Annotated in this window: 26 protein-coding genes, 1 tRNA gene and 1 pseudogene; 15 read left to right on the top strand and 13 right to left on the bottom strand. The window is 58.0% G+C overall.

Annotation, left to right across the window (positions count from 1 at the left end):
• Positions 1 to 35: 35 nt before the first annotated feature.
• From QRN33_RS16305 to QRN33_RS26750, 5 genes are read right to left on the bottom strand one after another with little or no spacing between them, the layout of a single operon-like run.
• The gene (locus QRN33_RS16305; RefSeq protein ID WP_110599518.1) at positions 36 to 740 is read right to left on the bottom strand and encodes an energy transducer TonB family protein; all 705 of its coding nucleotides are present in this window, start codon (positions 738 to 740) and stop codon (positions 36 to 38) included.
• Between the two features lie 3 nt (positions 741 to 743).
• Positions 744 to 1,169 (bottom strand): ExbD/TolR family protein, encoded by a 426-nt coding sequence (locus QRN33_RS16300; RefSeq protein WP_007915482.1) that lies wholly within the window; start codon positions 1,167 to 1,169, stop codon positions 744 to 746.
• Between the two features lie 11 nt (positions 1,170 to 1,180).
• Positions 1,181 to 2,980: a DUF2341 domain-containing protein gene (locus tag QRN33_RS16295; protein WP_285409363.1), complete on the bottom strand. Its 1,800-nt coding sequence runs from the start codon at positions 2,978 to 2,980 to the stop codon at positions 1,181 to 1,183.
• Between the two features lie 12 nt (positions 2,981 to 2,992).
• Positions 2,993 to 4,591, bottom strand: coding sequence for a ShlB/FhaC/HecB family hemolysin secretion/activation protein (locus QRN33_RS16290; RefSeq protein ID WP_285409362.1), 1,599 nt, complete (start codon positions 4,589 to 4,591; stop codon positions 2,993 to 2,995).
• 54 nt (positions 4,592 to 4,645) lie between these two features.
• Positions 4,646 to 5,257 carry a transposase gene (locus QRN33_RS26750; RefSeq protein ID WP_080902524.1) on the bottom strand — a complete coding sequence of 204 codons (612 nt, stop codon included), beginning with the start codon at positions 5,255 to 5,257 and terminating at the stop codon, positions 4,646 to 4,648.
• Positions 5,258 to 5,648: 391 nt separating this feature from the next.
• Here QRN33_RS26750 and QRN33_RS16280 point away from each other — a divergent pair, with 391 nt between their 5' ends.
• The 4 genes from QRN33_RS16280 to QRN33_RS16265 all read left to right on the top strand — a co-directional run bounded on the left by QRN33_RS16280 (position 5,649) and on the right by QRN33_RS16265 (position 9,797).
• On the top strand, positions 5,649 to 7,274 hold the full coding sequence (locus QRN33_RS16280; RefSeq protein ID WP_083352846.1) for an NADP-dependent glyceraldehyde-3-phosphate dehydrogenase: 1,626 nt from the start codon (positions 5,649 to 5,651) through the stop codon (positions 7,272 to 7,274).
• A 106-nt stretch (positions 7,275 to 7,380) separates the two neighbouring features.
• Positions 7,381 to 7,737, top strand: coding sequence for a DUF3302 domain-containing protein (locus tag QRN33_RS16275; protein WP_285409361.1), 357 nt, complete (start codon positions 7,381 to 7,383; stop codon positions 7,735 to 7,737).
• A 2-nt stretch (positions 7,738 to 7,739) separates the two neighbouring features.
• Positions 7,740 to 8,699, top strand: a complete 960-nt coding sequence (locus QRN33_RS16270) for an HlyD family secretion protein (RefSeq protein ID WP_123418300.1) — start codon at positions 7,740 to 7,742, stop codon at positions 8,697 to 8,699.
• Positions 8,700 to 8,756: 57 nt separating this feature from the next.
• Positions 8,757 to 9,797: an FUSC family protein gene (locus tag QRN33_RS16265; RefSeq protein ID WP_172667926.1), complete on the top strand. Its 1,041-nt coding sequence runs from the start codon at positions 8,757 to 8,759 to the stop codon at positions 9,795 to 9,797.
• Between the two features lie 3 nt (positions 9,798 to 9,800).
• Here the strand turns inward: QRN33_RS16265 and QRN33_RS16260 are convergent, their stop codons facing one another.
• Positions 9,801 to 10,694 carry a DMT family transporter gene (locus QRN33_RS16260; RefSeq protein WP_285409360.1) on the bottom strand — a complete coding sequence of 298 codons (894 nt, stop codon included), beginning with the start codon at positions 10,692 to 10,694 and terminating at the stop codon, positions 9,801 to 9,803.
• Positions 10,695 to 10,842: 148 nt separating this feature from the next.
• Here QRN33_RS16260 and QRN33_RS16255 point away from each other — a divergent pair, with 148 nt between their 5' ends.
• Positions 10,843 to 11,280 (top strand): Lrp/AsnC family transcriptional regulator, encoded by a 438-nt coding sequence (locus QRN33_RS16255; RefSeq protein WP_285409359.1) that lies wholly within the window; start codon positions 10,843 to 10,845, stop codon positions 11,278 to 11,280.
• A gap of 58 nt (positions 11,281 to 11,338) precedes the next feature.
• The gene (locus tag QRN33_RS16250; protein ID WP_042609828.1) at positions 11,339 to 11,668 is read left to right on the top strand and encodes a YceK/YidQ family lipoprotein; all 330 of its coding nucleotides are present in this window, start codon (positions 11,339 to 11,341) and stop codon (positions 11,666 to 11,668) included.
• A 65-nt stretch (positions 11,669 to 11,733) separates the two neighbouring features.
• Here QRN33_RS16250 and QRN33_RS16245 read toward each other — a convergent pair whose 3' ends face one another.
• Positions 11,734 to 12,405 carry a Bax inhibitor-1/YccA family protein gene (locus QRN33_RS16245; RefSeq protein ID WP_042609827.1) on the bottom strand — a complete coding sequence of 224 codons (672 nt, stop codon included), beginning with the start codon at positions 12,403 to 12,405 and terminating at the stop codon, positions 11,734 to 11,736.
• 123 nt (positions 12,406 to 12,528) lie between these two features.
• Here QRN33_RS16245 and QRN33_RS16240 point away from each other — a divergent pair.
• Together QRN33_RS16240 and QRN33_RS16235 are read left to right on the top strand one after the other, a co-directional pair.
• Positions 12,529 to 12,616: transfer RNA gene (locus tag QRN33_RS16240), tRNA-Ser, on the top strand.
• 413 nt (positions 12,617 to 13,029) lie between these two features.
• Positions 13,030 to 14,037 carry a LysR family transcriptional regulator gene (locus tag QRN33_RS16235; RefSeq protein ID WP_080902523.1) on the top strand — a complete coding sequence of 336 codons (1,008 nt, stop codon included), beginning with the start codon at positions 13,030 to 13,032 and terminating at the stop codon, positions 14,035 to 14,037.
• On the opposite strand, the gene QRN33_RS16230 is transcribed toward QRN33_RS16235, so the two are convergent.
• The gene (locus QRN33_RS16230; RefSeq protein ID WP_042609819.1) at positions 14,034 to 14,495 is read right to left on the bottom strand and encodes a Rid family hydrolase; all 462 of its coding nucleotides are present in this window, start codon (positions 14,493 to 14,495) and stop codon (positions 14,034 to 14,036) included. The two genes, QRN33_RS16235 and QRN33_RS16230, sit on opposite strands and share 4 nt — an antisense overlap.
• A gap of 215 nt (positions 14,496 to 14,710) precedes the next feature.
• On the opposite strand from QRN33_RS16230, the gene QRN33_RS16225 reads away from it, so the two are divergent.
• Positions 14,711 to 15,103: a helix-turn-helix domain-containing protein gene (locus QRN33_RS16225; RefSeq protein WP_042609818.1), complete on the top strand. Its 393-nt coding sequence runs from the start codon at positions 14,711 to 14,713 to the stop codon at positions 15,101 to 15,103.
• A gap of 464 nt (positions 15,104 to 15,567) precedes the next feature.
• Here the strand turns inward: QRN33_RS16225 and QRN33_RS16220 are convergent, their stop codons facing one another.
• Positions 15,568 to 16,311: an SDR family NAD(P)-dependent oxidoreductase gene (locus QRN33_RS16220; RefSeq protein WP_285409358.1), complete on the bottom strand. Its 744-nt coding sequence runs from the start codon at positions 16,309 to 16,311 to the stop codon at positions 15,568 to 15,570.
• A gap of 612 nt (positions 16,312 to 16,923) precedes the next feature.
• Here QRN33_RS16220 and QRN33_RS16215 point away from each other — a divergent pair.
• Positions 16,924 to 17,403: a carboxymuconolactone decarboxylase family protein gene (locus QRN33_RS16215; RefSeq protein ID WP_064361697.1), complete on the top strand. Its 480-nt coding sequence runs from the start codon at positions 16,924 to 16,926 to the stop codon at positions 17,401 to 17,403.
• Here QRN33_RS16215 and pdxR read toward each other — a convergent pair.
• Positions 17,396 to 18,832 (bottom strand): MocR-like pyridoxine biosynthesis transcription factor PdxR, encoded by a 1,437-nt coding sequence (pdxR, locus tag QRN33_RS16210; protein WP_122704474.1) that lies wholly within the window; start codon positions 18,830 to 18,832, stop codon positions 17,396 to 17,398. The two genes, QRN33_RS16215 and pdxR, sit on opposite strands and share 8 nt — an antisense overlap.
• An 89-nt stretch (positions 18,833 to 18,921) precedes the next feature.
• Between pdxR and QRN33_RS16205 the strand changes: the two genes are divergently transcribed.
• The 5 genes and pseudogenes from QRN33_RS16205 (at position 18,922) to QRN33_RS16185 (ending at position 22,672) form a co-directional block, all read left to right on the top strand.
• On the top strand, positions 18,922 to 19,404 hold the full coding sequence (locus QRN33_RS16205; RefSeq protein ID WP_042609823.1) for a GNAT family N-acetyltransferase: 483 nt from the start codon (positions 18,922 to 18,924) through the stop codon (positions 19,402 to 19,404).
• A gap of 28 nt (positions 19,405 to 19,432) precedes the next feature.
• On the top strand, positions 19,433 to 20,107 hold the full coding sequence (locus QRN33_RS16200; RefSeq protein WP_042609824.1) for an FMN-dependent NADH-azoreductase: 675 nt from the start codon (positions 19,433 to 19,435) through the stop codon (positions 20,105 to 20,107).
• A 152-nt stretch (positions 20,108 to 20,259) separates the two neighbouring features.
• Positions 20,260 to 20,427: a hypothetical protein gene (locus QRN33_RS16195; RefSeq protein WP_155400930.1), complete on the top strand. Its 168-nt coding sequence runs from the start codon at positions 20,260 to 20,262 to the stop codon at positions 20,425 to 20,427.
• Between the two features lie 11 nt (positions 20,428 to 20,438).
• A pseudogene (locus QRN33_RS16190) lies at positions 20,439 to 20,612 on the top strand (DUF2625 family protein); the annotation flags it as partial.
• A gap of 1,139 nt (positions 20,613 to 21,751) precedes the next feature.
• A complete protein-coding gene (locus QRN33_RS16185; RefSeq protein ID WP_042609825.1) occupies positions 21,752 to 22,672 on the top strand; it encodes a LysR substrate-binding domain-containing protein in 921 nt (306 codons plus the stop codon).
• Here QRN33_RS16185 and QRN33_RS16180 read toward each other — a convergent pair.
• The 3 genes from QRN33_RS16180 to QRN33_RS16170 all read right to left on the bottom strand — a co-directional run bounded on the left by QRN33_RS16180 (position 22,593) and on the right by QRN33_RS16170 (position 25,630).
• Complete coding sequence (locus QRN33_RS16180; protein ID WP_064361695.1) at positions 22,593 to 23,186, bottom strand: DinB family protein; 594 nt, start codon at positions 23,184 to 23,186, stop codon at positions 22,593 to 22,595. The two genes, QRN33_RS16185 and QRN33_RS16180, sit on opposite strands and share 80 nt — an antisense overlap.
• Before the next feature lie 1,056 nt (positions 23,187 to 24,242).
• Entirely contained in the window at positions 24,243 to 25,013 is a 771-nt protein-coding gene (locus QRN33_RS16175) for a molybdopterin-dependent oxidoreductase (RefSeq protein ID WP_039760272.1), read from the bottom strand.
• Complete coding sequence (locus QRN33_RS16170; protein ID WP_285409357.1) at positions 25,010 to 25,630, bottom strand: cytochrome b/b6 domain-containing protein; 621 nt, start codon at positions 25,628 to 25,630, stop codon at positions 25,010 to 25,012. Before QRN33_RS16170 ends, QRN33_RS16175 begins: the two co-directional genes overlap by 4 nt.
• Positions 25,631 to 25,687 lie beyond the last annotated feature (57 nt).

Here is a 25,687-nt window from a genome sequence, read left to right as displayed (position 1 = left end):
GCACACAACTCCTTTTGCCGAAGCTTGAAAATGGGTTAGCCCGGACGCCGCCCTTGCAGGGACAGGCGCACAGGTAAAGTGATGGAGGCCGGAGGCCGTTCGCTGAGCGCTGGCGCACCGCGTAAAGCGGCCAGCACCTGGGTATCGATTTGCGGGTTGCCGCTGGACTTGATCAGCTCGACACGGGTGATCTCGCCGACGCTGCTCAGCCAGACATCGGCCTGCAGCGAGAACGCGAGGTTGCGCAGATCAGGGTTCTCGCGCAGCAGACGCTGGAAGGTGAACGCCAGAAACTGGCTGTACGTGCCCGTGCCCAGCCGCCCGCCACCCGCGCCGGCCATGCCGCCGCCCTTGCCCGCGCCAATGTTGAAAGCATCGCTGCCGGCCTGAGCATCGCCGTCCATCTGCATCGGGTTGGCCAGATCGTCCGCCGGCGATGGCGGCGCCTCTTCCGCAGGCTTGACCTCTTCCGGCTCCGGCGTTGGCTCAGGCTCGACGACTTTTTCTTCCACCGGGGTTTCCGGCTCCGGTGGTTTCTCCGGGGGCGGAGGTGGCGGTGGCGGCAACGGAATGATCGTCGGCACCTTCGGCGCTTCACGGCGCACGCCGGCCATGTCGTTGGCCCACTGCCAGAGGAACCACGCGGCGAGCGCGCCGACCAGCAATCCGGCGCCCCACTTTACATAGCGCAACGGCGACTTTTTCACGGGCGGCGGCTCGATCGGGAGTTGTGCGGTCATGACTCACCCCTGACTCGGTTTGCCGGTGACGAGACCGACCTGGGACAGTTCTAGCCGACGCAGCAGATCGAGCACTTCGATGACTTTCTGGTACTGCACCGTCGCATCGCCGCGCACGATCACCGGGAAATCCGGGCTTTGCGCTTTCTCGATGCGCAGGCGCTCTTCCAGTTCGGCCAGCGTCACCGGATAGGCATCGAGGAACACCTGGCCGCCGTCGTTGACCGAGATCGCCTTGGTCTTGGCCTCCGACAGCGACACCGAAGCGCTGGCCTTGGGCAGGTTGATCTGGATCCCGGAGACCTGCGCGGTGGCGGTGAGGATGAACATCACCAGCACCACCATCAGCACATCGACCAGCGGGGTGATGTTGATGCTGTCCACCGCGGCATCTTCGTCATCGTCGTGGGAGGCATTTACGGACGCCATGGCAGTGCTCCTCAGGCCGGTACAGAGTGGTTGGCGTGATGGCCGCGCTGGTGCGACGACTCACTGAACTGGCTCTCGCCGTGCATCTCCGCCAGACGGGTGATGAACTCGTCGACGAACACGCGCATGTCGGCGCTGACTTCCTTGTTCCGGGTGATCAGGCGGTTGTAGCCAAACAGCGCCGGAATCGCGACGAACAGGCCCATAGCGGTCGCGAGCAACGCGGCCGCCATGCCCGGCGCAATGGCGTTGATGTTGACGTCGCCGGCCATCGCCGTGCCGAGGAACACCACCATGATCCCCAACACCGTGCCGAGCAGGCCGATGTACGGACCACCGGCGATGGCGTTGGACAGGGTCGAGAGTTTCGAACTCAACTGCTGGTTTTCGCGGGTGCGCACGCCATCCATCGAGCAGCGAATGGCTTCGATGGTCGCGGCGGAAACCGACGAGGTATCCGCGCCCTGCTCGCGGCGGGTGCGGATCTCTTTGACTGCTACCAGATACAAGCGCCACAGCGACGAGTGCTGCAGGCGCTGGGCCAGTTGCGCATCGTCGGCGAACATCTCCAGGCGCGTGCCGACCTTGGCGAACTGCACGCGGAAGTCTTCGTTGGCAGCGCTGACGCGGCTGAGGCTGCGGTTCTTGCGCAGCATGATGATCCACGACTGGAACATCATCAGCACGAGCACGGCGATGATCACCCAGGCGTCGATGGGCACTGCGTTGAGCAGAAAGCCAAGGCTGCCGAAGCCAAACCCGGACTGTTCTTCATCGACGCCGTAAGCCACCAGTTTCGACTCGGCGCCTTGCGAGGTCGCATCGGCCAGCAACAGCGCGGCCGGACGGGCGACTTTCGACAGGCGCAGTTCGTCGATAGCGCCAGCGAATGGCTGGAACGCACCTTCGTGCAGATCGGCGCCGATGGCCATGACCGAGTTGAACGCCGGCATCGCTTGAGCCAGCACCGCGCTCTCGCGACCGTTGATGTACAGGGTGACTTTCGAACCTTCGGCGGTGAGCGCAACGTGTTGCCATTGCGCCGGTGTCAGCGCCTGGGTGGCAGCGGCGCGCTGGCCGTCGATCTCCACGAACGGCAGGCCCTGGCTGACGCCGATCAGCAGACTTTGCGTGCCTTCGCGCCGAGCGAGAATCAGTTGCTCGCCACTGGCCTGATCCAGACGCAACCAGGCGCTGAAGGTGAATGCGCTGCCAGGATTGTGTTGCAGCGACGGACTGGCCGGCAGCAACAACGGCTGACCGCTGAACTGCAAGGCGCGCCCGACCACGCCATCAATCGCTGCGCCAGTTGCGCTCTGCGCGGTGTTGCCGTACGCCGTGGTGTCTTTCGCCGGCGTGCCGGTGGCGCCGTCGAAGTGATAGAGCGCGGTGTAACTCGGATCGAAGGTCAACTGGCCGTTGCCGGTGGCCGGGGCTTTCTGGTTGCCGTAATACATCCAGATGTCCTGACGCTGACCGCCCTCGACATTCGGCACATCGACCCAGATCAGCGCCATGCCCATTAGCGCATCGAAACTCTCGATCTGATGGTTGAGCACAGTCTTGTCATCGGCGGCGACGAAGCGCAGATCCGAGCCGTCCTCTTTCACGCCGTCGAAGGTGAAGTTGCCGGTGTGCAGGCGCACCAGCAACGCCGTGCGGCCGAGGGCCTGATTGATCGCCGCGCCTTGCGGGGTGGTGTCGACGGCAATCTGTTTGCGGTAATGCCAGTCGTCCTGCCACCAGGCCTGGGCCGTGGCCGGGAGCACGAAGCCCAGGCAGATCAACAACGAAAGGAGAAGGCGTTGCATGGACGTGCTCCGTTAGAAAGTGGCTTGAAGGTTGAAGTGCAGGCGCGATTCCTGTTTCGAGGTGTTCGGCCCTTCGAGTAGCGGGTAGCCCCAGTCGAGGCTGCCGGACAGCCATTTGCTCAGGCTGGCGCGGGTGCCGAGGCCGACGCTGGCCAGGGCGTAATTGGCGTCCTGGTCCGGCAGTTCGTCGCGCAGGTACAGCTGCGCACCTTCGGCGAAGGCGTAGAAGCGCCAGTCCTGCATCCACGTGCCAGCGAATTTCGCCAGCGACGGCGTGCGCAATTCCTGGCTGAGCAGGTAGCCGTCGTCTGCCGTGCGTTCGGCGGCCAGATAGCCGCGCACCGAGGTGGCGCCGCCGGCGGAGAATTGCTCGTTGGAAACCAGCGGCCCCGAGGCCAGTTGGAACGCCGCTTTGCTCGCGCTCTGCCAGTCGTTGTCGAAGGTCCAGGTGTAATTGGTGTCGCCCTTGAGCACGGCGAAACTCGGCTTGGCACGGTAGCGTTTGTAGTCGAAATCATCGTCGTCGCTGCCGTAGCCGAATACGCTGCGGGTAGCGGCAACCAGGCTCAGACCGAGGCCGAGCTGGCTCTTCTCGCTGTAGCGATAACCGTTGTAGGCGAAGGTGAACGGCGCGTATTTCAGCGGCACCTTGTCGCTTTCGCCGGACAGGCTCAGGCGCTCGTCAAAGGCCTTGAAGTCGATGCCGGCCGACAACGAGTTCGACCAGTTGCCGCTCGAGGGCAGCGTGTAAATCGCCGCGACACCGTAGGAATGCCCTTTGCCGAGGACGTTGCTGCCGCCGATGGTGGCGACGTTGCTGTCGGACTGGTAACCGGAGAATTGCACGCTCCAGCGTTCGCTCAGCGGCGCGGTGTAGGAACCGGACCAGACCTTGGCGTTGTCGGTTTCCTGGGGTGCGGTGAAGAACGTCAGGTTGACGCTGTGGCCGAGCTGCCAAAGGTTGTTGTAGCCGAGGCTGGTGACGCTGCGCAGCTTCTCGGTGTCGGCGCTGTAATCGTTATTGAGGCCGACGCTGGCCGTCCACGGATTCTGGTCTTCGACCTGCAGATCGACGTCCATGGTGCCGGGCCGCTGACCTTCGCGCACCAATGGCATGACCTGACGGCCCGGGGTCTTGTTGAGCTGCGCCAGTTCGCCCTGGACCTTGGCGAAGTCCGGCACCTCGCCTTCCTTCAGCGCCGGGACGTTGTCGCGAATGTCCAGCGGCGAATAGTGTTTGGCGCCGACCACACGCACCCGGCCGACCTTGGTTTCGCTGACTTGCAGATAGACGATGCCATCGGCCACGGCCTGCTCGGGCAGCTCGACGAACACCGATTGATAGCCGCGTTCCTGATAGGCCTTCTGCAACGCATCGCGGGCACCTTCGATGTCGCTCAAGGCTTTCTGCGGGCCGAGAAACGGGTACACCGCTTCTTCGATCGCCCGCGCATCGAGCACGGTGTTGCCGCGCACGAAGTATTCGTTGACGTCGACCAGACGCTGCGCGGCGGGCGCGTCTGTACCCTCCTCGGCCAGCGCCGGCTGCGCGCTCGCCGTCACCAGCAGCCAGCCCCACAGCGCCAGCCGTGACGTGAAAATCCGTTCCACACTACCCCCTGAAATTCGCGATGACCTGTGGGCGTTAGCCCCCGGTGTAATGCGTCAATTGCTGATCGTTGTGGCGCACGCGTGCTTGCCCAGCCAGGTGTGCAACAGCGCGAAGTTCAGCGAGAACTCGGGCATTTGCAGCAACGCGCCACAGAACACTTCGCCGATGATTTTCTGAATCAGCAGCACCGCGCGCGGCTCGTTGAGCAGCGTGGCGATGTCGCGACTGAGGGCAGTGAAACTCCAGACTTTCTGGTTCAGGCCGAGGCCGACGAACCAGCGGAACAGCAGGTTGTAGTTGAGCTGTTCATAGAGTTGCTGTTCGCTGGGCACCGAATACAGCAGTTGCAGGAGCAGGATGTGCATGACCGTTTGCGCGGGAATGAGCATGCCGGGCGCGGCGTTCAGGTCGCGCAGCAGATCCTGGTGAGCGTCGAGCAGATCGTCGATCTGCGGGCGCAACAACACCAGCGAATGGCCCGGCGGAATGTAGCTGGACACTTCTTTCAGAGCGCCCTGCCAGTCCTCCTGCGAGACGATCCAGACCCACGGCGCGCCGTAGCGATACACCGAAACCGGCTTCTTGCGCGCGGCTTCGACGATCTTCGACAGACGTTGATCGAGCTCCTGCATGCCCACTTTCGAATAGCGTTCCATAGTCCCCACTGCCTCACTCCCGGCGTCCCGCCTCGGCTTGCAAAGTGCGCCTCTAAAGGCCCCTCAAGCGCGTTACACAGGCATGACCGGACTGGCAAAGGGCTACCGAACTTTTGTCATAAAAGCTTCATTACCGCAGGCCATATCGGTTGCGCCGCCCCCCTGTAGGAGTGAGCCTGATCGCGATGGCGCCAGGTCAGCCAACTCTTCTGTGACTGACACACCGCAATCGCGAGCAGGCTCACTCCTACAGGGGATTTGTGGTTGTGCACATGAACCTGTGGGAGCACCGTTGCGTGACATTCGCGTGACATTCACGGGGTTAAATCAACGGGCATTCAGGCGTATAACCTGTAGAGACTTTTTGATCTGCATGCGGACATCAACACGGGGTAGCGACATGACCACAGCAAACATCCTTGGCAATCTGTTCCCTTCTGTCAGCGACATCCCGGAAAAATACCGCCTTGAGGCTCAGGTCGAGCAACGCGAATATCTGGTCGACGGCCAGTTGCGCCGCTGGGACGGCCCACTCGCGCAGGTGCGCAGCCCGGTCTACCTGAAAGGCGCAAACGGTGAAGAACAGGTCATTCTCGGCAGCACACCGCTGCTGGATGCCGACACCGCCCTCACCGCCCTCGATGCCGCCGTCCGCGCCTACGACCGCGGCCAGGGCCTGTGGCCAACCATGCGCGTGGCCGAGCGCATCCAGCATGTCGAAGCGTTCCTCGGCCGCATGCGTGAGCAGCGCGAAGCCGTGGTCAAGCTACTGATGTGGGAGATTGGCAAAAACCTCAAGGACTCGGAAAAAGAGTTCGATCGCACCTGCGATTACATCGTCGACACCATCAACGCCCTGAAAGAACTTGATCGCCGCTCCAGCCGCTTCGAGCTGGAGCAGGACACCCTCGGCCAGATCCGCCGCGTGCCACTCGGCGTCGCACTGTGCATGGGCCCTTACAACTATCCGCTGAACGAAACCTTCACCACGCTGATCCCGGCGCTGATCATGGGTAACACCGTGGTGTTCAAACCGGCCAAGCTCGGCGTGCTTTTGATTCGGCCATTGCTCGAAGCCTTCCGCGACAGCTTCCCGAGCGGTGTGATCAACGTGATCTACGGCAGCGGCCGCGAGACTGTCAGCGCACTGATGGCCAGCGGCAAGATCGACATTTTCGCTTTCATCGGCACCAATAAGGCCGCCAGCGACCTGAAGAAGCTGCACCCGAAACCACACCGTTTGCGCGCCGCTCTCGGTCTGGATGCGAAGAACCCTGGCATCGTCCTGCCCGAAGTCGATCTCGACAATGCCGTCAGCGAAGCAGTCACCGGCTCACTGTCGTTCAACGGCCAGCGCTGCACCGCGCTGAAAATCCTCTTTGTGCATGAAGACGTGGTCGACAGCTTCATCGAGAAATTCAACGCCAAACTGGCCACGCTGAAACCGGGCATGCCGTGGGACAGCGGTGTTTCGCTGACGCCGCTGCCGGAATCCGGCAAGGTGGATTATCTGCACGGTCTGGTGGCAGATGCGCAGAGCAAGGGTGCGCAAGTGGTCAACCCGAATGGCGGCGAATCCCGCGCGTCGTTCTTCTATCCGGCGGTGCTGTACCCGGTGAACCCGCAGATGCGCGTGTATCAGGAAGAGCAATTCGGCCCGGTCGTGCCGATTGTGCCGTACCGTCATCTCGATACCGTGATCGACTATGTGCTGGAGTCGGATTTCGGCCAGCAGTTAAGCATCTTCGGCACCAACCCGGTGGCGGTCGGCCGACTGGTCGATACCTTCGCCAATCAGGTCGGCCGAATCAACCTCAACGCCCAGTGCCAGCGCGGTCCGGACACTTACCCGTTCAACGGCCGCAAGAACTCCGCCGAAGGCACGCTCTCGGTTCACGATGCGTTGCGGGTGTTCTCGATCCGCACGCTGGTGGCGACCAAATTCCAGGAGAGCAACAAGGATTTGATCAGCGAGATCATTCGCGGGCGTGATTCGAGCTTCCTGACCACCGATTACATCTTCTGAGTCGGCTATCGGGCAGAGTCGGTTAATCCTGCTCGATAGCGGCCGCCTCCCGGCGTTTCAGTGTCTACACTGAGCCCAGCATTACTGGATGCCCGGGAGGCTGACCATGCTCGATTACTTCGCGTTGGGCCTGTTGGTGTTTGTCGGTCTCGTGCTGTTTTACGGGATCATCGTGCTGCATGACATCCCGTACGAGATCGCCGTCCACCGCAAGCACCCGCACCAGGATGCCATTCATGCCACTGGCTGGGTCAGCCTGTTCACCCTGCATGCGCTCTGGCCGTTTTTGTGGATTTGGGCGATGGCCTATCGGGAGGACCGCGGCTGGGGCTTCGGTGATGGCAAACCCGTGCAAAACCATGTCATCCGGCTGGAGCAGCAAGTGCTGGAGCTGCAGGACCGCATCGAGCGACTCGAAGCGCAGTCTCCTGCTGCCCCTGCTACCGATACGCGGGGGATCTGAGCATGGATCTGTTGCTCATCCTCACCTACGCCGCACTCTGTGTCGCCATCTTCAAGATCTTCCGCATTCCGCTGAACAAGTGGACGGTGCCCACGGCTGTTCTGGGTGGTGTGCTGATCATCGGCGCGCTGATTTTCACCATGAACTACAACCATCCCTATTCCGAGGTGGCGCGCTCCTACTTTGTCTCGGTGCCGGTGATTCCGATCGTCAGCGGCCAGGTCATCGACGTGCCGGTCAAGGGCAACGAGCCTCTGGAAAAAGGCGACGTGCTGTTTCGCATCGATCCCACGCCTTTTCACAACCGGCTCAAATCACTCAAGGCGCAGCTGGTAGCCGCCAAGGGCGATCGCTATCGCATCACCGAACTGATTCGCCGCAACTTCGGTACTCAACGCGAACTGGACGCGGCAATCGCCCGCACTGACGATCTGCAGGCGCAACTGGACAATGCTCAGTTCGAGCTGGACAACACCGTGGTGCGGGCGCCGAGCAAAGGCTTTGTGACCCATGTTTCGCTGCGACCGGGGATGATGGCGAGCAAGCTGCCGCTGCGCCCGTCGATGGTGTTTATTCCCCAGGAAGGTCAGTATTTTGCCGCGTGGATGCGTCAGAACAGCCTGCTCCGTCTGACCGTGGGCGATGAGGCCGAAGTGGCCTTCGATGGCATTCCCGGCAAGGTGTTTGCGGGACGGGTGAAAAGCGTCATTGGCGTGATCGCCGAGGGGCAGGTGCAGCCTTCCGGCACGCTGATCAGCTACACCGGCTCGCCACCGGCGGGACGGGTGCCGGTGATCATTGAAATCACTGACCCGGCTTTCGCCGAATACAGCGCGCTCATGCCTGGCGGCGCTTACGGACAAGCGGCGCTGTACAGCCAGCACTTCCATCACATCGGCGCGATGCGCAAAATCCTGCTGCGCATGTCGGCCTGGATGAATTACATTTTCCCCTTCCATTGATTTGACTGACTCACGAGGTTCGCACTGACTACTTACAGCTCCCACCGCCTGCCACCGCTGTTGCGCCGCATCCTGCGCCCGCTGCTGGACCCGTATCGGCGCTACCGCCACGCCCGACTGATCCATTCCGTTCGAGTCGCGCTGGGGTTGCTGGCGACGATTCTGTTGACCACCGGCATCAACCTTCCCCACGGCGAGTGGGCATCGGTGACGATGCTGGTGGTGATCGGTGGTTTGCAGCACCACGGCAATATCGGCAAGAAAGCCGCCGAGCGCGCCATCGGCACCTTGATCGGTGCAGGGGTGGGGTTGGCGCTGGTGGCGCAACATGCGTGGCTGGGCCTGCCGTGGCTGACCTATTTTTCCATGGCCGTGGTGTGTGGCTTTTTCTCGTATCACGCGATCGGCAAGGGTGGCTACACCGCCCTGCTCTCGGCCATCACCGTGTTCATCGTCGCCGGACATGGCGACAACCCGATCACCGATGGTCTGTGGCGCGGTGTCGACATCTTGATCGGCATCGCCCTCGCCCTGGCTTTTTCCTTCGCCCTCCCGCTGTACGCGGTCTACTCGTGGCGCTACAACCTCGCCGATGCCTTGCGCGATTGCGCCACGGTGTACGGGCGCATCATCAACGGTGAAGCGGTCAGCGCCGACGAACATGTGCGGCTGATGAGCAAAGTCGGCGCGGTGATGGTGCAATTACGCTCGCTGATGCCGTCGGTGTCCAAGGAAGTGAAAATCTCCATGACCGAGCTCGACGCCATTCAGCGCAACCTGCGCATGTGCATCAGCACCCTGGAAATCCTCGGCAATATCCGCCCCAACGCTAGCGACCCCGCGGCCACGGCGCATCTGCAAACGGCGTTGAAGGCTGAGCACCGGCAGATTCGCGTGCAACTGATCGGCATGGCCCGCGCGTTGAAAACCGGCGCGTCGCAGCGGCTGGAGCGTCCGATGGAACTGCCGGCAGCGGACCTGGATGCGCCGGTTGCCAATACGCTGGACGGCTATCGGATGCTGACGCGACAACTGGCAGCCAATATCAGCGAAATGCGCCAACGTCTGGCGGCCACCGCGCCGCGCTGGAACATCTGAACCTTACTGTGCCGCCAGCCGCCGGGTTTTCCAGCCCCAGCCTTGTTGCATGCCGGCGGCGCCCAGCAGAATCGCCGCCACTCCGATCCATCGCAGCAGTTCCAGGCGGTGGCCGAAGGCGAACCAGTCGACGAAAATCGCCGCAATCGGATAGATGAACGACAGCGCGCCGGTCAGCGCTGTCGGCAACTTTTGAATGGCACCGTAGAGCAACACATACATCAGACCGGTGTGAACGATGCCCAATGTCACCAGACTGGCCCAGGCGTCGGCACCTTGCGGCAGCGCACCGAAATGCGCGAACGGCGCGAGCAACAATACGCCAGTGCAGACTTGAATCAGCGCGATCAGATGTGGCGGCGTGCCGGTCAGGCGCTTGATGATCAGTGCGGCAATCGCATACAGAAACGCCGCACCCAAGGCGAGAGCAATCCCCAGCAAATAATCGTTACCGCTCTCCCCTTGAGTGCCATGGGCGCTGACGATTGCCAGCATGCCCATGAAGGAAACTGCCAGCCAGAAAAACTTCTGCAAGGTGATTTTTTCGCCAAGAAACAAGGCCGCCAGACCGACCAGCATGAACGGCTGCACGTTATACACCGCCGTGCCGATCGCAATCGAGGCGCGGGAATAGGACGCGAACAGCAACACCCAATTACCGACAATGGCCATTCCGCTGAGCACCGCCAGCAGAAAGGTCGTGCGGGTGAGGATCCCCGGACGAAGAAAGCCGAACGCGGCGCAGATCAACAGCAAAGTGCCGGCGCCAAACACGCAGCGCCAGAACACCACGTCCAGCACCGGTTGCCCGGAAACCAGCACGAACCAGCCGATCGTCCCGGATATCAGCATGGCGGCGGTCATTTCCAGCGAGCCGCGGCGGATTGCGTTGTCCATCATTGTTCTCCTGAGGCTAGGGTGAAGCATGGCGAAAGTATGCCAAGCGAGCGCCAGGCTGCTCCAGCGCATAAAGCAGGCTAAACTCCCTTTTGGCCTTTTTTATCGCGGGTGTTTTGCACCTTTTGCCTAATACGGGATTTCGCACATGACTGACGATATCGACCAGGTTCTCATCGGTGCCTTGATGGAAGATTCCCGGCGTTCACTTAAAGCGCTGGCGCAGATCAGCGGCCTGTCGTCGCCGAGCGTGGCCGAGCGACTGCGGCGCCTGGAAGAGCGCGGCGAGCTCAAGGGCTATACGGTGGAGGTAGACCCGAAATGTTTTGGCTATCAGCTACAGGCGATCGTCCGAGTACGACCTCTGCCCGGGCAATTGCAGGAGGTGGAGCGGCAGATCATGTCGATCCCGGAGTTCACCGAGTGCGACAAGGTCACCGGTGAGGACTGCTTTATCGCCCGCCTGCATGTGCGCTCGATGGAACAGCTCGACACCCTGCTCGACCGCCTCAATACATTGGCGGAAACCAATACGGCGATCGTCAAGAAGACCCCGGTCAAGCGGCGACTGCCACCGATGGCCTAGGTGCCTTTTGCATCTGATCGGCGTAAATTGTGATTTTTCGCAGCTAAGGAATGGCGGTATGAAAACTCAGGCAATGCTGCTGGCGGCCCTGCTGCTCGGCGGTTGCGGCACGATTCAAACGGTGGCGCGCCACGATCAGGCTGCCGTTGACGGACTCAAGGAGCAGAAAAGTTATTGCGGCGCGGTACCGAGAATCTACAGCGGCCTCGCCTATGATTTCTGCACGCTGAACGCACCGCTGGCCTCAGGCATCGATCCCGATGATCACCGCAACGCGGCAATTCCCGTGGTGCTGGTGGACGCCGTGGTGTCCGGCGCACTCGACACCCTGCTGCTGCCCTACACGATCTACCGTCAGCAAATGGATGGCAGCATCGTCATAAACTGAGCAGACATTTTTCTCCAGACAATAAAAAACCCGCCGAAGCGGGTTTTTTATTGCAGCCTTGAGGATCAGTCGTCGCGGCTCATGATGCCGAACAGTTGCAGCAGGCTGACGAACAGGTTGTAGATCGATACATACAGGCTGATGGTCGCCATGATGTAGTTGCGCTCGCCGCCGTGGATGATCGCGCTGGTCTGGAACAGAATGCAGACCGACGAGAACAGCACGAAACCGGCGCTGATCGCCAGTTGCAGGCCGCTGATCTGGAAGAAGAAGCTGGCGACCACCGCGCCCAGCAGCACGAAGAAACCGGCGGTGATGAAACCGCTCAGGAAGCTCATGTCCTTGCGCGAGATCAGCACGTAGGCCGACAGACCACCGAACACCAGCGCGGTCATGGCGAATGCCGAGCTGACCACTTCAGCGCCGCCCTGCATGCCCAGGTAACGGTTGAGGATCGGGCCGAGCAGGAAACCCATGAAACCGGTCAACGCAAAGGCAGATACCAGGCCCCACGCGGAATCACGGAGTTTGTTGGTGAGGAAGAACAGCCCGTAGAAGCCGATCAGCACCACGAAAATGTTCGGGTAGCCAACACGCATCTGCTGGGCTACGAAGGCCATCACACCGCTGAATGCGAGGGTCAGAGCCAAGAGACCATAAGTGTTGCGCAGGACGCGGCTAACCTCTAGCTGCTCAGCCTGCACGCTGTTATTAACTGCGTAATCCTGTTCGCGCATGGCGACACTCCTGTTGGTTTGAAACGTTCAGTCGCAAAGATCATAACAGACGCTCTGTAACAAGCCATGCAGAGAGTTTGACAGTGTGTTTCATTCAGGTATTATGGCGCCCGCAACGCAAACGGAGGTGTGGCCGAGTGGTTTAAGGCAACGGTCTTGAAAACCGTCGACTGTAACAGGTCCATGAGTTCGAATCCCATCGCCTCCGCCATATTTGATACGACAAAGCCCTGATTATTCAGGGCTTTGTCGTTTCTGGCATTCAGGAAATTGGCTCCTCTGTCTACGGATCGTTTCCGCATCTTTTCGGGCATTTCCGCAACCCTACCCTTCTGACACCGTTAAGTGCTCAACAAAACTAAGCACAGCGCGACGGCAGCATTGAATGCTCAGTAGACCGCTTTCGGCCAAAAGCGGACGTTCGACTGATTAGAATGAAGTGATTAAAGCTGCACGACTAAGTTGGTCAGGGGAAATGGTAAAGGCTTAATACTCGCCCGAACGACTGACGCCACCCTATCTAACCCGAACATCCTGGCCGGTTGCTCGGGTCGAGTCCGCTTGTGCACTTGACTCCTTGGTTCGCCTCCAGCCATTTCGTATGATGAGCAACCTTAGTTTGGGATGCTTGGCGTGAAACCAACATCAAAAAAAGCTTCAATCAATCCGCCCGTACCAATCGGCGTCACCCAGAATTTAAGCGATGCTGTAAGTCAGCTTTCTTGGGACGACTTGCGAATCATCAAAACGCTAAGCGAATGCGGTAATAGAGCAACGACTGCAAAGAGGTTGGGGATTAATGTATCCACCGTATCGCGTCGTGTGGCTCAAGTGGAAAAGACACTTGGGGTCGCTTTATTTGACCACCGCCGCTCTGGGTACATGCTGACGCCCGAAGGTATTGAATTAAGAGCGCTCGCCGAACGCGTCGAGCTTGATATCGTCAGCGTTACACGTCGGGTTTCTCGGGCAGGTCAAGGGCTGCTTGGAAAGCTTAGGATCACTACCAGCGACTCGCTGCTGCTGTATTTTCTCACGCCGATCATCGCCGACTTCAAGGCACTTAATGAAGGAATTGCCATCGAGGTTCTGGTTGGCAACGAGACGTTAAGTCTGGCTCGCGATGAATCTGACGTAGCGGTAAGAGCGACCAAAAAACCTGCCGAAAGTCTAGTCGGGCGCAAGCTCGCTTCGATCGCATGGGCGCCTTATGGCAGCATAAAACAAGCGACTAGTGCCCCGTTCGCAGAAGGCCAACCGTGGGTGTCCTATTCCGCAGGATTATGTGGACTGAAGGCCAAAAGCTACGTCGAAGACAGAGTCAGCGCCGACTGTATTTCTTATCGTACGGACTCAGTCGCGGCCGCGAGCGTCGCCATTGCGGCAGGACTTGGTTATGGGTTTCTTCCGTGCATGCTGGGTGACATTACGCCTGGGTTAACACGCGTAGGGCCAGTTGTGCGCGAGCTACAGGACGAGCTCTGGCTGCTTACGCATCAGGACATTCGAAAGTCATGGAGAGTCAAAGCATTCATGACTTTTTGTGCAGCAGCCGTAGCGCATCAAAAGCCTTTGATCGAAGGGCAGCTGAATCTCCCGGTTGCGCAGGGCGAAACCGGGAGCGTCTCTTAGTCGGCGCTAGATCCGATGACAGCCTTGCAGACAATTTCAATCAGCTGTGAACGTTGAGCCAACCTGGATACACCGATGATATTGCTCGCGCACTGGGGCCGCTCAGTGCGATATGCGGCTTTGCGCACATCACCTACCACGGCGAATGCCGCGTCCATATCCAAGACGTAGAGCGTTTCTTCGACGACATCATTAAGGGTTGCTCCATAGAGCGCGAGCAACTTGGCGATGTTGTCGTAGGAGACGCGCATCTGCTCTCCTATCGATGAGAAATCGCTCGGTTTGCCCTCGCTATTCAGGGGCGCGGGAGCAACGAGATTACCCGCCTCATCGTGGTTGAACTGACCCGAGATATAGATCTCGTTTCCAACTTTTCTGGCCTGGGGGTAGCCGTAGCCCTCCTCCCATGAGACTCCCCAGTAAGCGGTGTTTTTGCCGTGCGGTTGTGAAGCAGCCATTGCTTTCTCCTTGCAGATGACGGATCGAATGACGTCGATTCGAGTTGTCGGGAAGCAGAGGCTAGCACTGGAAACACTATTGAAAATGCGCAATTTTGCGCCTCCAGCAGCGCAAAAATGCGCCCCCATCTCGACGCGACTTCCGTTAAATTTTTCCCAATCGACTGACCGCTGGATTGAGCTAATCAACCGGCTACTGGGAAAAAGGAATCAGGATGAAAAAGGAAACATGCGCGTCCTCACTTAAGGATTTGACTAAACAAACCGGACATTTGAAACCTTGGCAGATCCAGCGCGCCAAGCAGGTGATGCTCGATAACTTGGACGCAGGTATCTCCGTGGCAGCTATCTCACAAGCGTGTGCGCTATCGCGCAGCCATTTCACCCGTCAGTTTAAAAGAAGCACTCTCGTCTCACCCAAAGAATGGATGCGAGAGCAGCGGATTTTGAGGGGCAAGCAGCTACTTCAGACGTCGAGATTGCTAATTGCGGACATTGCACTGGAGTGTGGCTTCTCTGACCAGTCACACTTCTGTCGAACATTCGTGCGAACCGAAGGTGTAACTCCGCGGGCTTGGAAACAGAACAATCAATCGCCTGCGCTGTGACTTGATGAGCTGGATAGCGGAGCTAAGTCGTACCTGGAGGCTTAACCCTAGGAGGCGACGCATGGGAACGGCGCCTCGGTCGCATTACGGTAAACACACAATCATCGCCCGCTAGTGGCCGTTAACGGTCGAGTGCGAGCGTCTGCTTTTGGCCGAAAGCGGTCATTCATAAGCGTCTGCTTCCGGCCAAAAGCGGACATAAATGAGGCATGCATATAGCAAAGGTGGTCACCGCTGCGGGCTTGCCCATGTGGGTCTTTCGTTCAAGGCGTGCTGGGCGTGTCGGCACCGGCCAGCTGAGGATTCATAGATACAAGGTGGGCAACCATGGGGGGAATGTACGTAATCAAGGGCCCGAGTTGATCGCGTCAATCGAGGTAAAGTTAGCGCAAGAAAAAATAAGAGGCCGAGCGCACGATCCGCACCGAATACATGTCTACACGACCTCTTCGCGTTTCTATGCCCTACCGCAAGGTATACCCACCATCTACCACAATATCTTGGCCGTAAATGCCACGTGCTCGCTCTGATAGAAGGAACAGAATCACATCTGCCACCGCTTCCGGCTCAAGGAACTTACCCTCTAGTAAGCGCTGATTGACCGTTTCCGCGACTGAGGACAACGTCGCATTATCCAACCCTAGTGATCGCCAGATCGGCGTAGCTGTTGGCCCTGGCGATACGACGTTCACTCTAATTCCGGCCTCAGCCTGTTCGACGGCTAAGGTTCGAGCATGCGCTGTCAGTGCTGTTTTCGACGCAATGTAGCCAGCCAAGCCTGGGAAGGCCAAAGCGGAAAGAAAAGTCCCCACAAATACTACCGAAGCGGGTCTCGCCAATTGGGCTCGCAAAGCTGAAAGCGTGTTAAGCGCACCTGCTCCGTTGATGGCCCAATTTCGCTCGAATCCCTTACTCGCCAAGCTGTCTTCAAGTACAGCGACTCCTGCATTCGGTACTAGAAAATCTACAGGCCCGATTCTGGAGACGCAGTGTGCAAGCTTCTCAAGATCCGAACTTACCGTAACATCGCCACTGACAATATGGAGGCGATCACCATGAACGTCTTTGAGTGCAGCCAGGCCGCCCCGGCCACGGGACATCGCCACTACCGTCGCTTCATAGCTTAGTAATCGTTGAACGACTGCCAGTCCGATGCCTGAACTTGCTCCGGTTACCACAGCGACACGATTCTCGAACTCACTTTTCATGTTTCAGCTCCTTGGGTATTAAACCATTTACCCATCACTGACACATTTCATGCCAACCTAAAACGTCATAAAAATCAGGGTGCAGAAGCTATGCCGAGTCAATTTGACCATTATTCGTTTTAGTCGAAATGACGACAAATAGGTTTTTTTGACACGCACCAATGGCTGTGTTCTCAAGTGCGTTATAGGACTGAAAATCCGGTCGCATCGAATTTCTTTGAGAGGAAAATACCACTCCACTCTTCGTAAACACGCCCGAGTTGCTCCGCGAACTGCGGTTTGACCGCCCACCGCCCCACTCTCTTGCGATCTGTTTCGGCTTTGTCGACCGGCGAGAGGAATCAGTCTTCACAAAGGCGCTGCACCTGTTATCCACCCCAGAACTATCGCGCATCGCAACTCAGTTGCCGCTTACTGTGCCAGTTTATACACCGGCTTTGGGTCGCCTTCCGCCGGGTTCACGGACAACCGGCTTGGCAACATCGGCGAACGGCAAATCGCGAATCAGAACAGCATGGCTTAGTTGAAAGGTCTTTTCTTGGCCCTGTCTGACTAGACCACGCGTGGCTACAGTGGGCTCCAACAACCCTAAACCCGCTGCGAGTGACCGCCATGAACAACCGTATTGATTACTTCAAACAGTCGCCTCAGGCTTCCAATAAGCTGGTGGAGCTGACGATGCAACTGAGTAAGAAGCCGCTACTGGCTGACCTGGCCCACCTCATAATGCTGCGGGCGTCTCAATTGAATGGCTGCGCGTTCTGCGTGGATATGCACGTGAAGGAAGCCAAGATCCATGGCGAGCGCGAATTGCGCCTCCATCACATTGCGGTCTGGCGTGAATCGCAACTGTTCTCGCCAATAGAGCGCGCGGCGCTCGCCTGGACAGAAGCCCTGACCCAACTGCCATCCCATGGTGTACCTGAAAGCCTCTACGCGGATGTGCGTGAGCAGTTTTCCGAACAGGATCTGTCGGATTTGTCGTTCCTGATTGTCGCCATCAACGGTTGGAATCGCCTCAATGTGGCCTTTCAGGCAGTCCCTGGTTCGTCGGATGAGGTGTTCGGCCTGACCAAAGCCAACCTCAACTGAGCGCACGGTTTATCAACGCGCCAAGCTGCTCGCCCTGAGCAGCGCAGGCGCAGTTGGTGAAGCTCAGCAGCAGCCCAGATTGACGCCGCGACGAAACACTCCATCGCGACAAGGGTTGCACGGCGATGCCTTTGGCCAGCAGTTGCTCAGTCAGGGCAGTGTCGACTACTCCCTCCGGCAAACGGAGTACCAAGTGCATCCCCCCTGGCGAGCGCTCCACCAGCAGTCCATTGGGTAAACTCCGCTCCAACGCTTCAATAGTCAAAGCGCGTCGTTCGCTGTAGAGCCTTCGCATGCGCTGAATGTGCCGAGTGAAATGCCCCTCGACAATGAACTCTGCGACCAGCGCTTGAGTAATCGCTGGCGAGCCTGCGGAGAATAACGCCCGACTTACACGCTCAAACGCTGCCACTTGCCCCTGAGGCACCACTAGGTAGGCAAGGCGGATACCGGGGAAAAGCACCTTGCTGAAAGTCCCGGCGTACAGCACGCGCCCGTTGCGATCCAGGCTCGCCAACGCCGGGAAGGGGCGACTGACATAGCGATACTCGCCGTCGTAATCATCCTCGACAACCCAGGCATCGCTCCGGGCCACCCAATCGAGTAACAACTGTCTCCGAGGCAAAGACAGCGCCATACACAGTGGGCTTTGATGCCCCGGCGTCACCATGACGACCTGTGCAGCCTGATGCCTGGCAATGGCCTGCTCCACATCCATACCTTCGGCATCAACTGGCACTGCCTCAAGCTCAATACCGAATTGACGAAGCACTTGGCGCGTGGTTGGGTAGCCAGGATCTTCGACCCAGGCTCGCTCCCCTGCGCGCAGCAAAGTATGTGCGATCAGCGACAGGCTACTGCGCCAGCCGCTGGTGATAAACACCTGATGGGCGCCGCAATCGATACCTCGAGACACCTGCAGATATGAGGCGATGGCGCTGCGTAAGGCAGGCAGGCCGTGCGGCGGCGGATAGTCCAGATCGCCTGAACGCATGCCTCGCAGATAACGGGCACCCAAGCGCGCCCAGATCTTGCGTGGGAACTCATCCATTGCAGGCACTCCCATCTGAAACGGCAAAAGTTGCGGTGGACGCCATAGTGCGTCTGGGGAGTTTTCAATCACCTCGCTGCTGACGGATAAAGCGGGGGCAGACAGTAGCGGCTTCTGCAATTCGGGATTGACCACGGTGCCCTTCTGCCCCAGGGCCAAGAGGTAGCCCTCGCTCGTGAGCAGCGAATAGGCCAGTTCGATGGTGCCACGAGCAACGCCGAGATCCTTGGCGAGAGCTCGCACCGAAGGCAATCGGTCACCAGGGGAAAGCGTGCCAGCGGCGATGGCGGCGAGTACTCGGTCATATAACTGACGGTACAGAGGCGAACCGGGTTGCCCATCCAAGGAGGCGAAAGGGTGCGAACAGGAAGTCATCATGGCCTAGTTCATATCTCACTTCTTGGTTCAATAAATTGAGGCAATGTTAGTTCAAGATTTGACCATCACAACCCACTAAGGCCTCTCCCATGACGTTCAATCTTCAAGACTACGTGCCCAGCGTGCTCGACTTGGCCGACACTGCCCTGCGTCCTCTAGACAGCCGCCATGACTTGAAAATCGCTTTCCCGGTAATGCAGCAATTGCGCCCCCACCTAACAAGCGAGGCCGATTTTATGAGTCGTATCGAACGAATGCGAGCCGGCGGCTATCGCCTGGTTGGAGCCTTCGAGTCATCGGCTCTCGTGGCGCTTGCAGGTTACCGCCTTCAGGAGAATCTGATTTATGGCCCATTCTTGTATGTCGATGACCTCATCACCGATGAAGCCCAGCGCGGCGGCCAGTGGGGCTCCCGGTTATTGCGAGCTCTGGAACGACTGGCTCGTGCCAGCGGTTGTGCTCGCCTTGTGCTTGACACGGGTTTGGCCAACGCGCGCGCCCAACGCTTCTACTTCCGCGAAGGCCTTTATACCGGCGCGCTGCGTTTTCAAAAACAGTTCGATACCCCATGACCGCATCACCCGTACAGGAGGCAATATCATGAACCCGTCTCAGAAGCCCCTCGCTCCTTTGCGAATCCTTCGCCTGATTGCCAGTCCCAACGGTAATGCATCTGAAAGCTTGAAACTGTCTGAGCGGATTCTGCACGCTCTGACAGTACGCGCTGGCATACGCGGGATTGAACTGACGGATATAGACCTGAACACGTTATCGCCAGTCGATGCGACTTATGCCCATGCCTTGGCCCATCCGAGCGAAATAGCTACCGAGGATCAGAAAGGTACATTGAGTCGCTCCGACCAAATGATCATCCTGTTGAATGCCTGCGATGTGCTGCTTATCGCTACTCCCATGCACAACTACAGCGTGCCCTCGCCGCTCAAGGCCTGGATTGACCACGTCGTACGCGTCGGAAAAACTTTCCTCAGCACATCAAAAGGTAAGGTTGGAACGTTATTGGATCGCCCCGTCTACGTTGCCGTAGCCACCGGCGGCTACATTAGCGGTGAGAGGGCACGGCAACCCGACTTTCTTCGTCCCTACCTATCCGCAGTGCTGAAAACCATCGGTCTCAATCAGGTGCATTACTTCACCGTTGAAGGCACAGCAAAAGGGACGGACGCGCTAAAAACGGCGCAGAAAATAGGGTACGACGATGTGCATACGTTCTTTCATGAGGAAATCGAAACTAGGACTCATGAAACAGTTGCCTGAAGCCGGTGCCCCAGACGGCCGAAGTACAAAGGTCGGCAGCGATGCCTGAAGCTGAGCCTAGCTTTTTGATTTTCGGGAGAGCTGTTCGCCCGGGTCGGCAGCCATGGGCCGCATGTCCCCCTCTTAATACCGCCTACAGAGAGGAATTGATCATGAGTCGCCTCAGTTGGTTTCAAACTTCACATGGTGCAGCCAAGTCGCTTGAAATTAATGACCCCGCCATGATCTACATACGGGAGATGCTGGAGCATGCCGACCGCCCCTACGACTTGCTTCCACCTCACCTCAAAACACCAGCGTTCTTCTACAGCTACAGGTAACAACCAAGTCTACTTTGGGGGCTATAGCATTTGAGACTGGCGGGATACTGATTGATCGGGGCCTGGCGGGATGGAGCGAGGGACGGGCGTAAGGGCAGCTGCTGGTGGCAGATGACGAAGCAGGTGGATGCTTTTCCATCAACGGCGGCGGCTTGGGTGATGATGTGGGAGCGGTGTACTACTAGGCGCCCGATATTCTGCAGTGGGAGCCATTGGGCATCGATTATACCGCCTTCTTGGAATGAGCTGTGAGCAATCGTACGGCGGCCTACTAAGAGGGTCTACGTTGGTAATCCTGGCGCAACGACATTCAGTGAGTGGGCGGAGATCAATGCGTGTCTTTCTACCCATTCCTATGGACACGAGGGGCTGAGTGGCAATAAGCGCGCAGGTTGTCAGCATGGCTGAATAGTATGATTTGAATTGCACATTAGCCGGCCAGTTGTACGCCCCGCCATCACTCCTAATTAAATTAAGCAGGCCGGCAGCGAGTCAAAGTGCGCTGGTTACGCACAGACATTTCAAAGTTGAAGCATTCACTGGACTCTTACTGAGACACTGACCACCTGCTTACGTCAGACTGACACTCCGGATAGTACGTTTGAACAATACAACACCGAGCCTTCGTTCGAGGTTTCTCTCTACCTAGCTTACAGCAGGGGGAGCCCCCCCCAATGGTGGGATGCCCAAGTGCAGCTGCGCTGCTTTGCTACCTCTAAGAATTTAACCAAGACCATCAAGCTGATCTTGGCGCATAAGTCCTCCGACCTTTTGTAATTTTGTTGGCAGCAATTGTTACGAAATTGCTCTACCTGCCTAGGAACACCGCAACGCAGATCATGGGTTGATTAGTACAAAGATCCACTCGGGAGAGAAGGCGGACAAGCGAGGAAAAGGACCACTGGATTTCGTTTTTATCAATAAAGTCGCGAGCACTGGTCTAACACAGACTGCCCCTCGGATTTTGCTGCAAAATTGAAACAAAAAATTTTGGTTCGCGGGCACGGGAATCGCACTTAGCTCGTTTTGCTGATGACTTCAGCCTGTCATTAGATGCGAAGGTTAAAGAGCGACAAGAAGTGGCGTGCCGCTTTGCACATCGGACATAGCTTGGAGGGGAGAGCTCTCTGAGTCCTAATGCTTCGCTAAGGGAAATACGTGACGTACTCCCCACGCCAATTTGAGCTACACGCACCCGATCCATTTCCGGTCAAATGTAAAGAGATTGAATAAGGCGTATTCAAAGTCTAGTTGCAGCAGAAACACGGTGTTCTGCCGCGTAGCTGCTTTACTTGAAAATTATGCTGCCTGCGAGGGCCTAGGAATGAATCGAAACGACTTGCGTCGCGTGGACATGAATCTTCTGGTTATTTTCGAAACCTTAATGTTCGAAAGGAACTTGACTCGGGCTGGGGAGAAACTGTTCTTAGGCCAACCCGCCGTCAGTGCCGCTTTAGCGCGGTTGCGCGACTTGTTCGACGATCCCTTGCTAGTACGCAACGGTCGTACCTTAGAGCCGACCCAGCGAGCGCTGGCAATTCTTAAAGAGTTGCAACCAGCCATGGACACCATCTCCGGAGCTGTCAGCCGAGCTAAGGATTTTGACCCATCCACCAGCCGGGACGTATTCCGAATCGGCCTTTCCGACGATGCCGAATTCGGCCTATTTCCACCATTGATCAATCAACTTCGCGAAGAGGCGCAAAAGGTTATCGTAGTGGTACGGCGGGTTAACTTTCTGCTGATGTCGACCATGCTTGCCTCCGGAGAGATTTCCGTCGGAGTCAGTTACACCACCGAGTTGCCGGCCAACGCCAAGCGCAAGAAGCTGCGGGATCTGCGCGTCAAGATACTGCGCGGCGATAATCGTCCTGGCCCCCTGACCTTGGATGAGTATTGCGAACGACCTCACGCCCTGGTGTCGTTTTCCGGGGATTTGACCGGTGCCATCGATACCGACCTGGCACGCATCGGCCGCTCGCGGCGAGTGATGCTGGCGGTACCCCAGTTCTCAGGACTGCGTGCCTTATTAGCGGGCACGGAAATGCTAGCCGCAGTGCCGGACTACGCGGCGTGCGCGCTGATCGATGGCAGCAGCCAGTTGCGTGCTGATGACCCGCCCTTTGACATCGTGCCGTCGGAGTTGTCGATGGTCTGGAGCGGGGTCAACGATAACGATCCGGCAGAGCGTTGGTTGCGCTCATTAATTGCCCAACACATGGCGACCCCTCTGCCGGTGTATTGAGCGAATTGAAATTTGGATCGGTCTCGCGCAGGAATATCGGCATGTCTGTCATTGGCGGAATGGCCGGAATGTCGAAATACATCTGGATAACCCACCCACGGTGATAGCTGGCGTGGTTGACCACATGCATCAGCATTGCTCCGGCACTCATGGTGCCGCGTTCCCCAGACACAAACGTGAACTCGACGAGTCTATCCAGCGATGCCTCGCTCTGCCGGGCGCTCCAGTCGCTGTACCAGTGATCGATCTCCTTTTGTGCCAAGCGCAAATCAGCGAGTTCGGGATGCAGCAGATCATGTGAAGTTTCGAAGCCGTGCCCCCGGCCTTCGAGGTGAGCCTGCCAAATGCAGTCCACGACGTAAATGTGATTCAAAGTGCCGATTACGTTTTTGAACACCGACACTCGCTCTTTGCTGACTTCGCCAGGAGGCAGTGCGGCCAGGCTGTCAAAGAGGCGCTGATCGGCCCAGCATTTGTAATCGGCAAGCATGCGGGCTGTGCGTACGTTGATCATGAGATTTCCCCAATTTAAATGGGCGTAATGCCAAGCATAGCCCTCACAACGAGCGGCATCGAAGACGCTGATTATCGGTCGGCAAGCGCCAGGGAGCCAATTGGGCTAGGAGACTCGAAGCCGGAAAGCGTAAAGGCGCTGCCTGCCCCCCTCAGTCTTTGCTGATCAGGGAGCCTACCAGAGTTATACGACGAAGCTGGATCAGTTGTGGAGGGTGAGCGCCAGGTAGCGGCGACGGGATGGGCCTCTGCCGCCTGAAAAACGAGCCGTCTTGAACGGCTGCTTATGGCCGAAAGCAGCCGTTCACGAACGACTACCTTCGGCCAAAAGTAGCCCTGATGGAGGGCTATAACTCTCTGATGCTCAGAATAAACGGGGGATGACAGCGGGGTAGAAAAATAGGCTGTAAGTCGACGCTGCCTCATAACACCACCCACGATAGAGAAGCCATCGGGCTTTCTATTTTAGGCGAACGAAAGACCATTCAACGCTACAGGTGAGAATTGGCGGTATGTGCTTCTCCCTTAATAATACTGGCCTACGGCGAGCAAGCTCTCGAGACACGTCTAATCATAACCCCTATCCTCCGAGCTTGACCGGTTGAGGAAGGAGCTCTCGGCTGAAGAGGGATTGCGACGGCGAAAAGTCCGTATTCCAGGCGAACGCAGTGGCGCTCGAACAATCTCGGTCGGTACCCAGGTGACGGTTAGCGGCGAGAGAGCCACTGCAATGGCGAACGCATTCAGTCCCCCTGTGCCGATAACATCAGAGCAGATAGCTCTTTTTTCGCCATTGAAGGTACATGCGGCAAGATTATCAAAGAGCATCCGAGTGCGAGCTTTATCCGACTGTTGTAAAGGTGGCCTGGACTGAGCCTGCAAGAGAGATTGGAAATCTGCTCCATCACTCGTTGCCCGCATCCTGGGTTCTGATGTCGGCAAGACGGATGGTGCTGGCGGTACTGCAGAAATACCGGTCATCGGCATGCCTCATATCACGCTTGGTGTCATGAATCTCGCCAGTGTTCCTGGCGTGACAGTTCCGTTCTTTGCTTCATCAGATCCCGCTGAACCAGTTGTAGCCCTGGTCTTCCCAATACCCGCCCGGGTTGTCGTTGCTGACGAAAATCTCGACAACATGCTTGGGGTTTTTGAAGCCCAGTTTGGTGGGGACCCGAACCCTCAGCGGATAGCCGTACTCGGGCGGCAGCGCCACGTCAGCGTAATCCAGTGCCAACAGCGTCTGCGGGTGCAAGGCAGTCGGCATGTCCAGACTGGAGTAGTAACGATCGGCACATTTGAAACCGACAAATTTCGCTGTGGTGTCGGCGCCGATGTGTTCCAGGAAGGTTTTCAGCGGTACACCTCCCCATTGACCGATCGCGCTCCAGCCCTCAACACAGATCAGCCGAGTGATATCGCTGCGTTGCGGCAGCTTGCGCAAGCTTTCGAGTGTCCACGGCGCCTTGTCCCTGATCCGGCCGGAGACGGCGAGCGAGTAACTGGTCAGGTCTACTTCAGGGATATCGTCCTGACCATAGAAAGCGTTGAACGGAAACGGCTTGGTGATCTGCGCGCGGGCGAAGGTCGGCGCCAGTTTCCGTCCACTGAACAGCCACGCCTGGACCCGGTCGTTCCAACGCGACATGGCCCAAAGCACTTTGTCGACCTGATCGCCGTCCTGCAGGTTGCAACCGGTCAGCATCGACATCGCGCCAACCGTCAGGCCGGCCCGAAGAAAATGCCGGCGCTGAATGTTTTCCAGTTCAAGCTGTTGCGCAGGTTCAATCCTGACGCGCTGACGCGTTGTTATTTTAAATTCAGTCATGACCCATTTTTCTCGTTATTAGGCGTCCGCACTCCACCCGTGATCATTGGCACCAGGGTTTTTGGTACCAGAATCACCAAGACCAGGTGAATCACTACAAACGCTGCAATCATCGCCATGGCCGCAAAATGTACGTAACGAGCAACGTCATAGCCGCCCAGTAACGCGACCAGCTCTTGAAGTTGAACCGGTTTCCAGATCGCTACACCCGAGATCACGATCAGTACACCTGCCGCCAGCACGATCCAGTACATCAGGCGCTGTACTGCGTTATAGACACCCTTTTCATGCACCAGCCGAAAGCGCAAGGCATCGGTCAGATCATGCTTCAATGCGGCAATGCCGATGGGCAGCAGCTCACGTTTGAAATGGCGACTGACGAACCCGTACAGCACATAGATCGCACCGTTGATCAGCAGCAGCCACATGAACGCAAAATGCCAGGCAAGTGCCCCGCCCAGCCAACCGCCCACGGTCAATGACACCGGAAACCTGAAACTGAACAGTGGCGAGGCGTTGTAGATAGCCCAACCGCTCATGAACATGCAGACCATGCAGGCCGCATTGAGCCAATGGGTGAGGCGAACCGGCCAGGGATGCAGTTTCTTCTGTCTCACGTGGTTCCCCTTGCAAGCCTTCCGTGTAGCGGAGCGTTGCCAGACGGCAACGCTCAA

This window comes from Pseudomonas sp. FR229a, from assembly GCF_030209115.1.
In the GTDB taxonomy this organism is placed as follows: domain Bacteria; phylum Pseudomonadota; class Gammaproteobacteria; order Pseudomonadales; family Pseudomonadaceae; genus Aquipseudomonas; species Aquipseudomonas moraviensis_A.
This window is presented reverse-complemented; position numbering and strand designations above follow the sequence as displayed.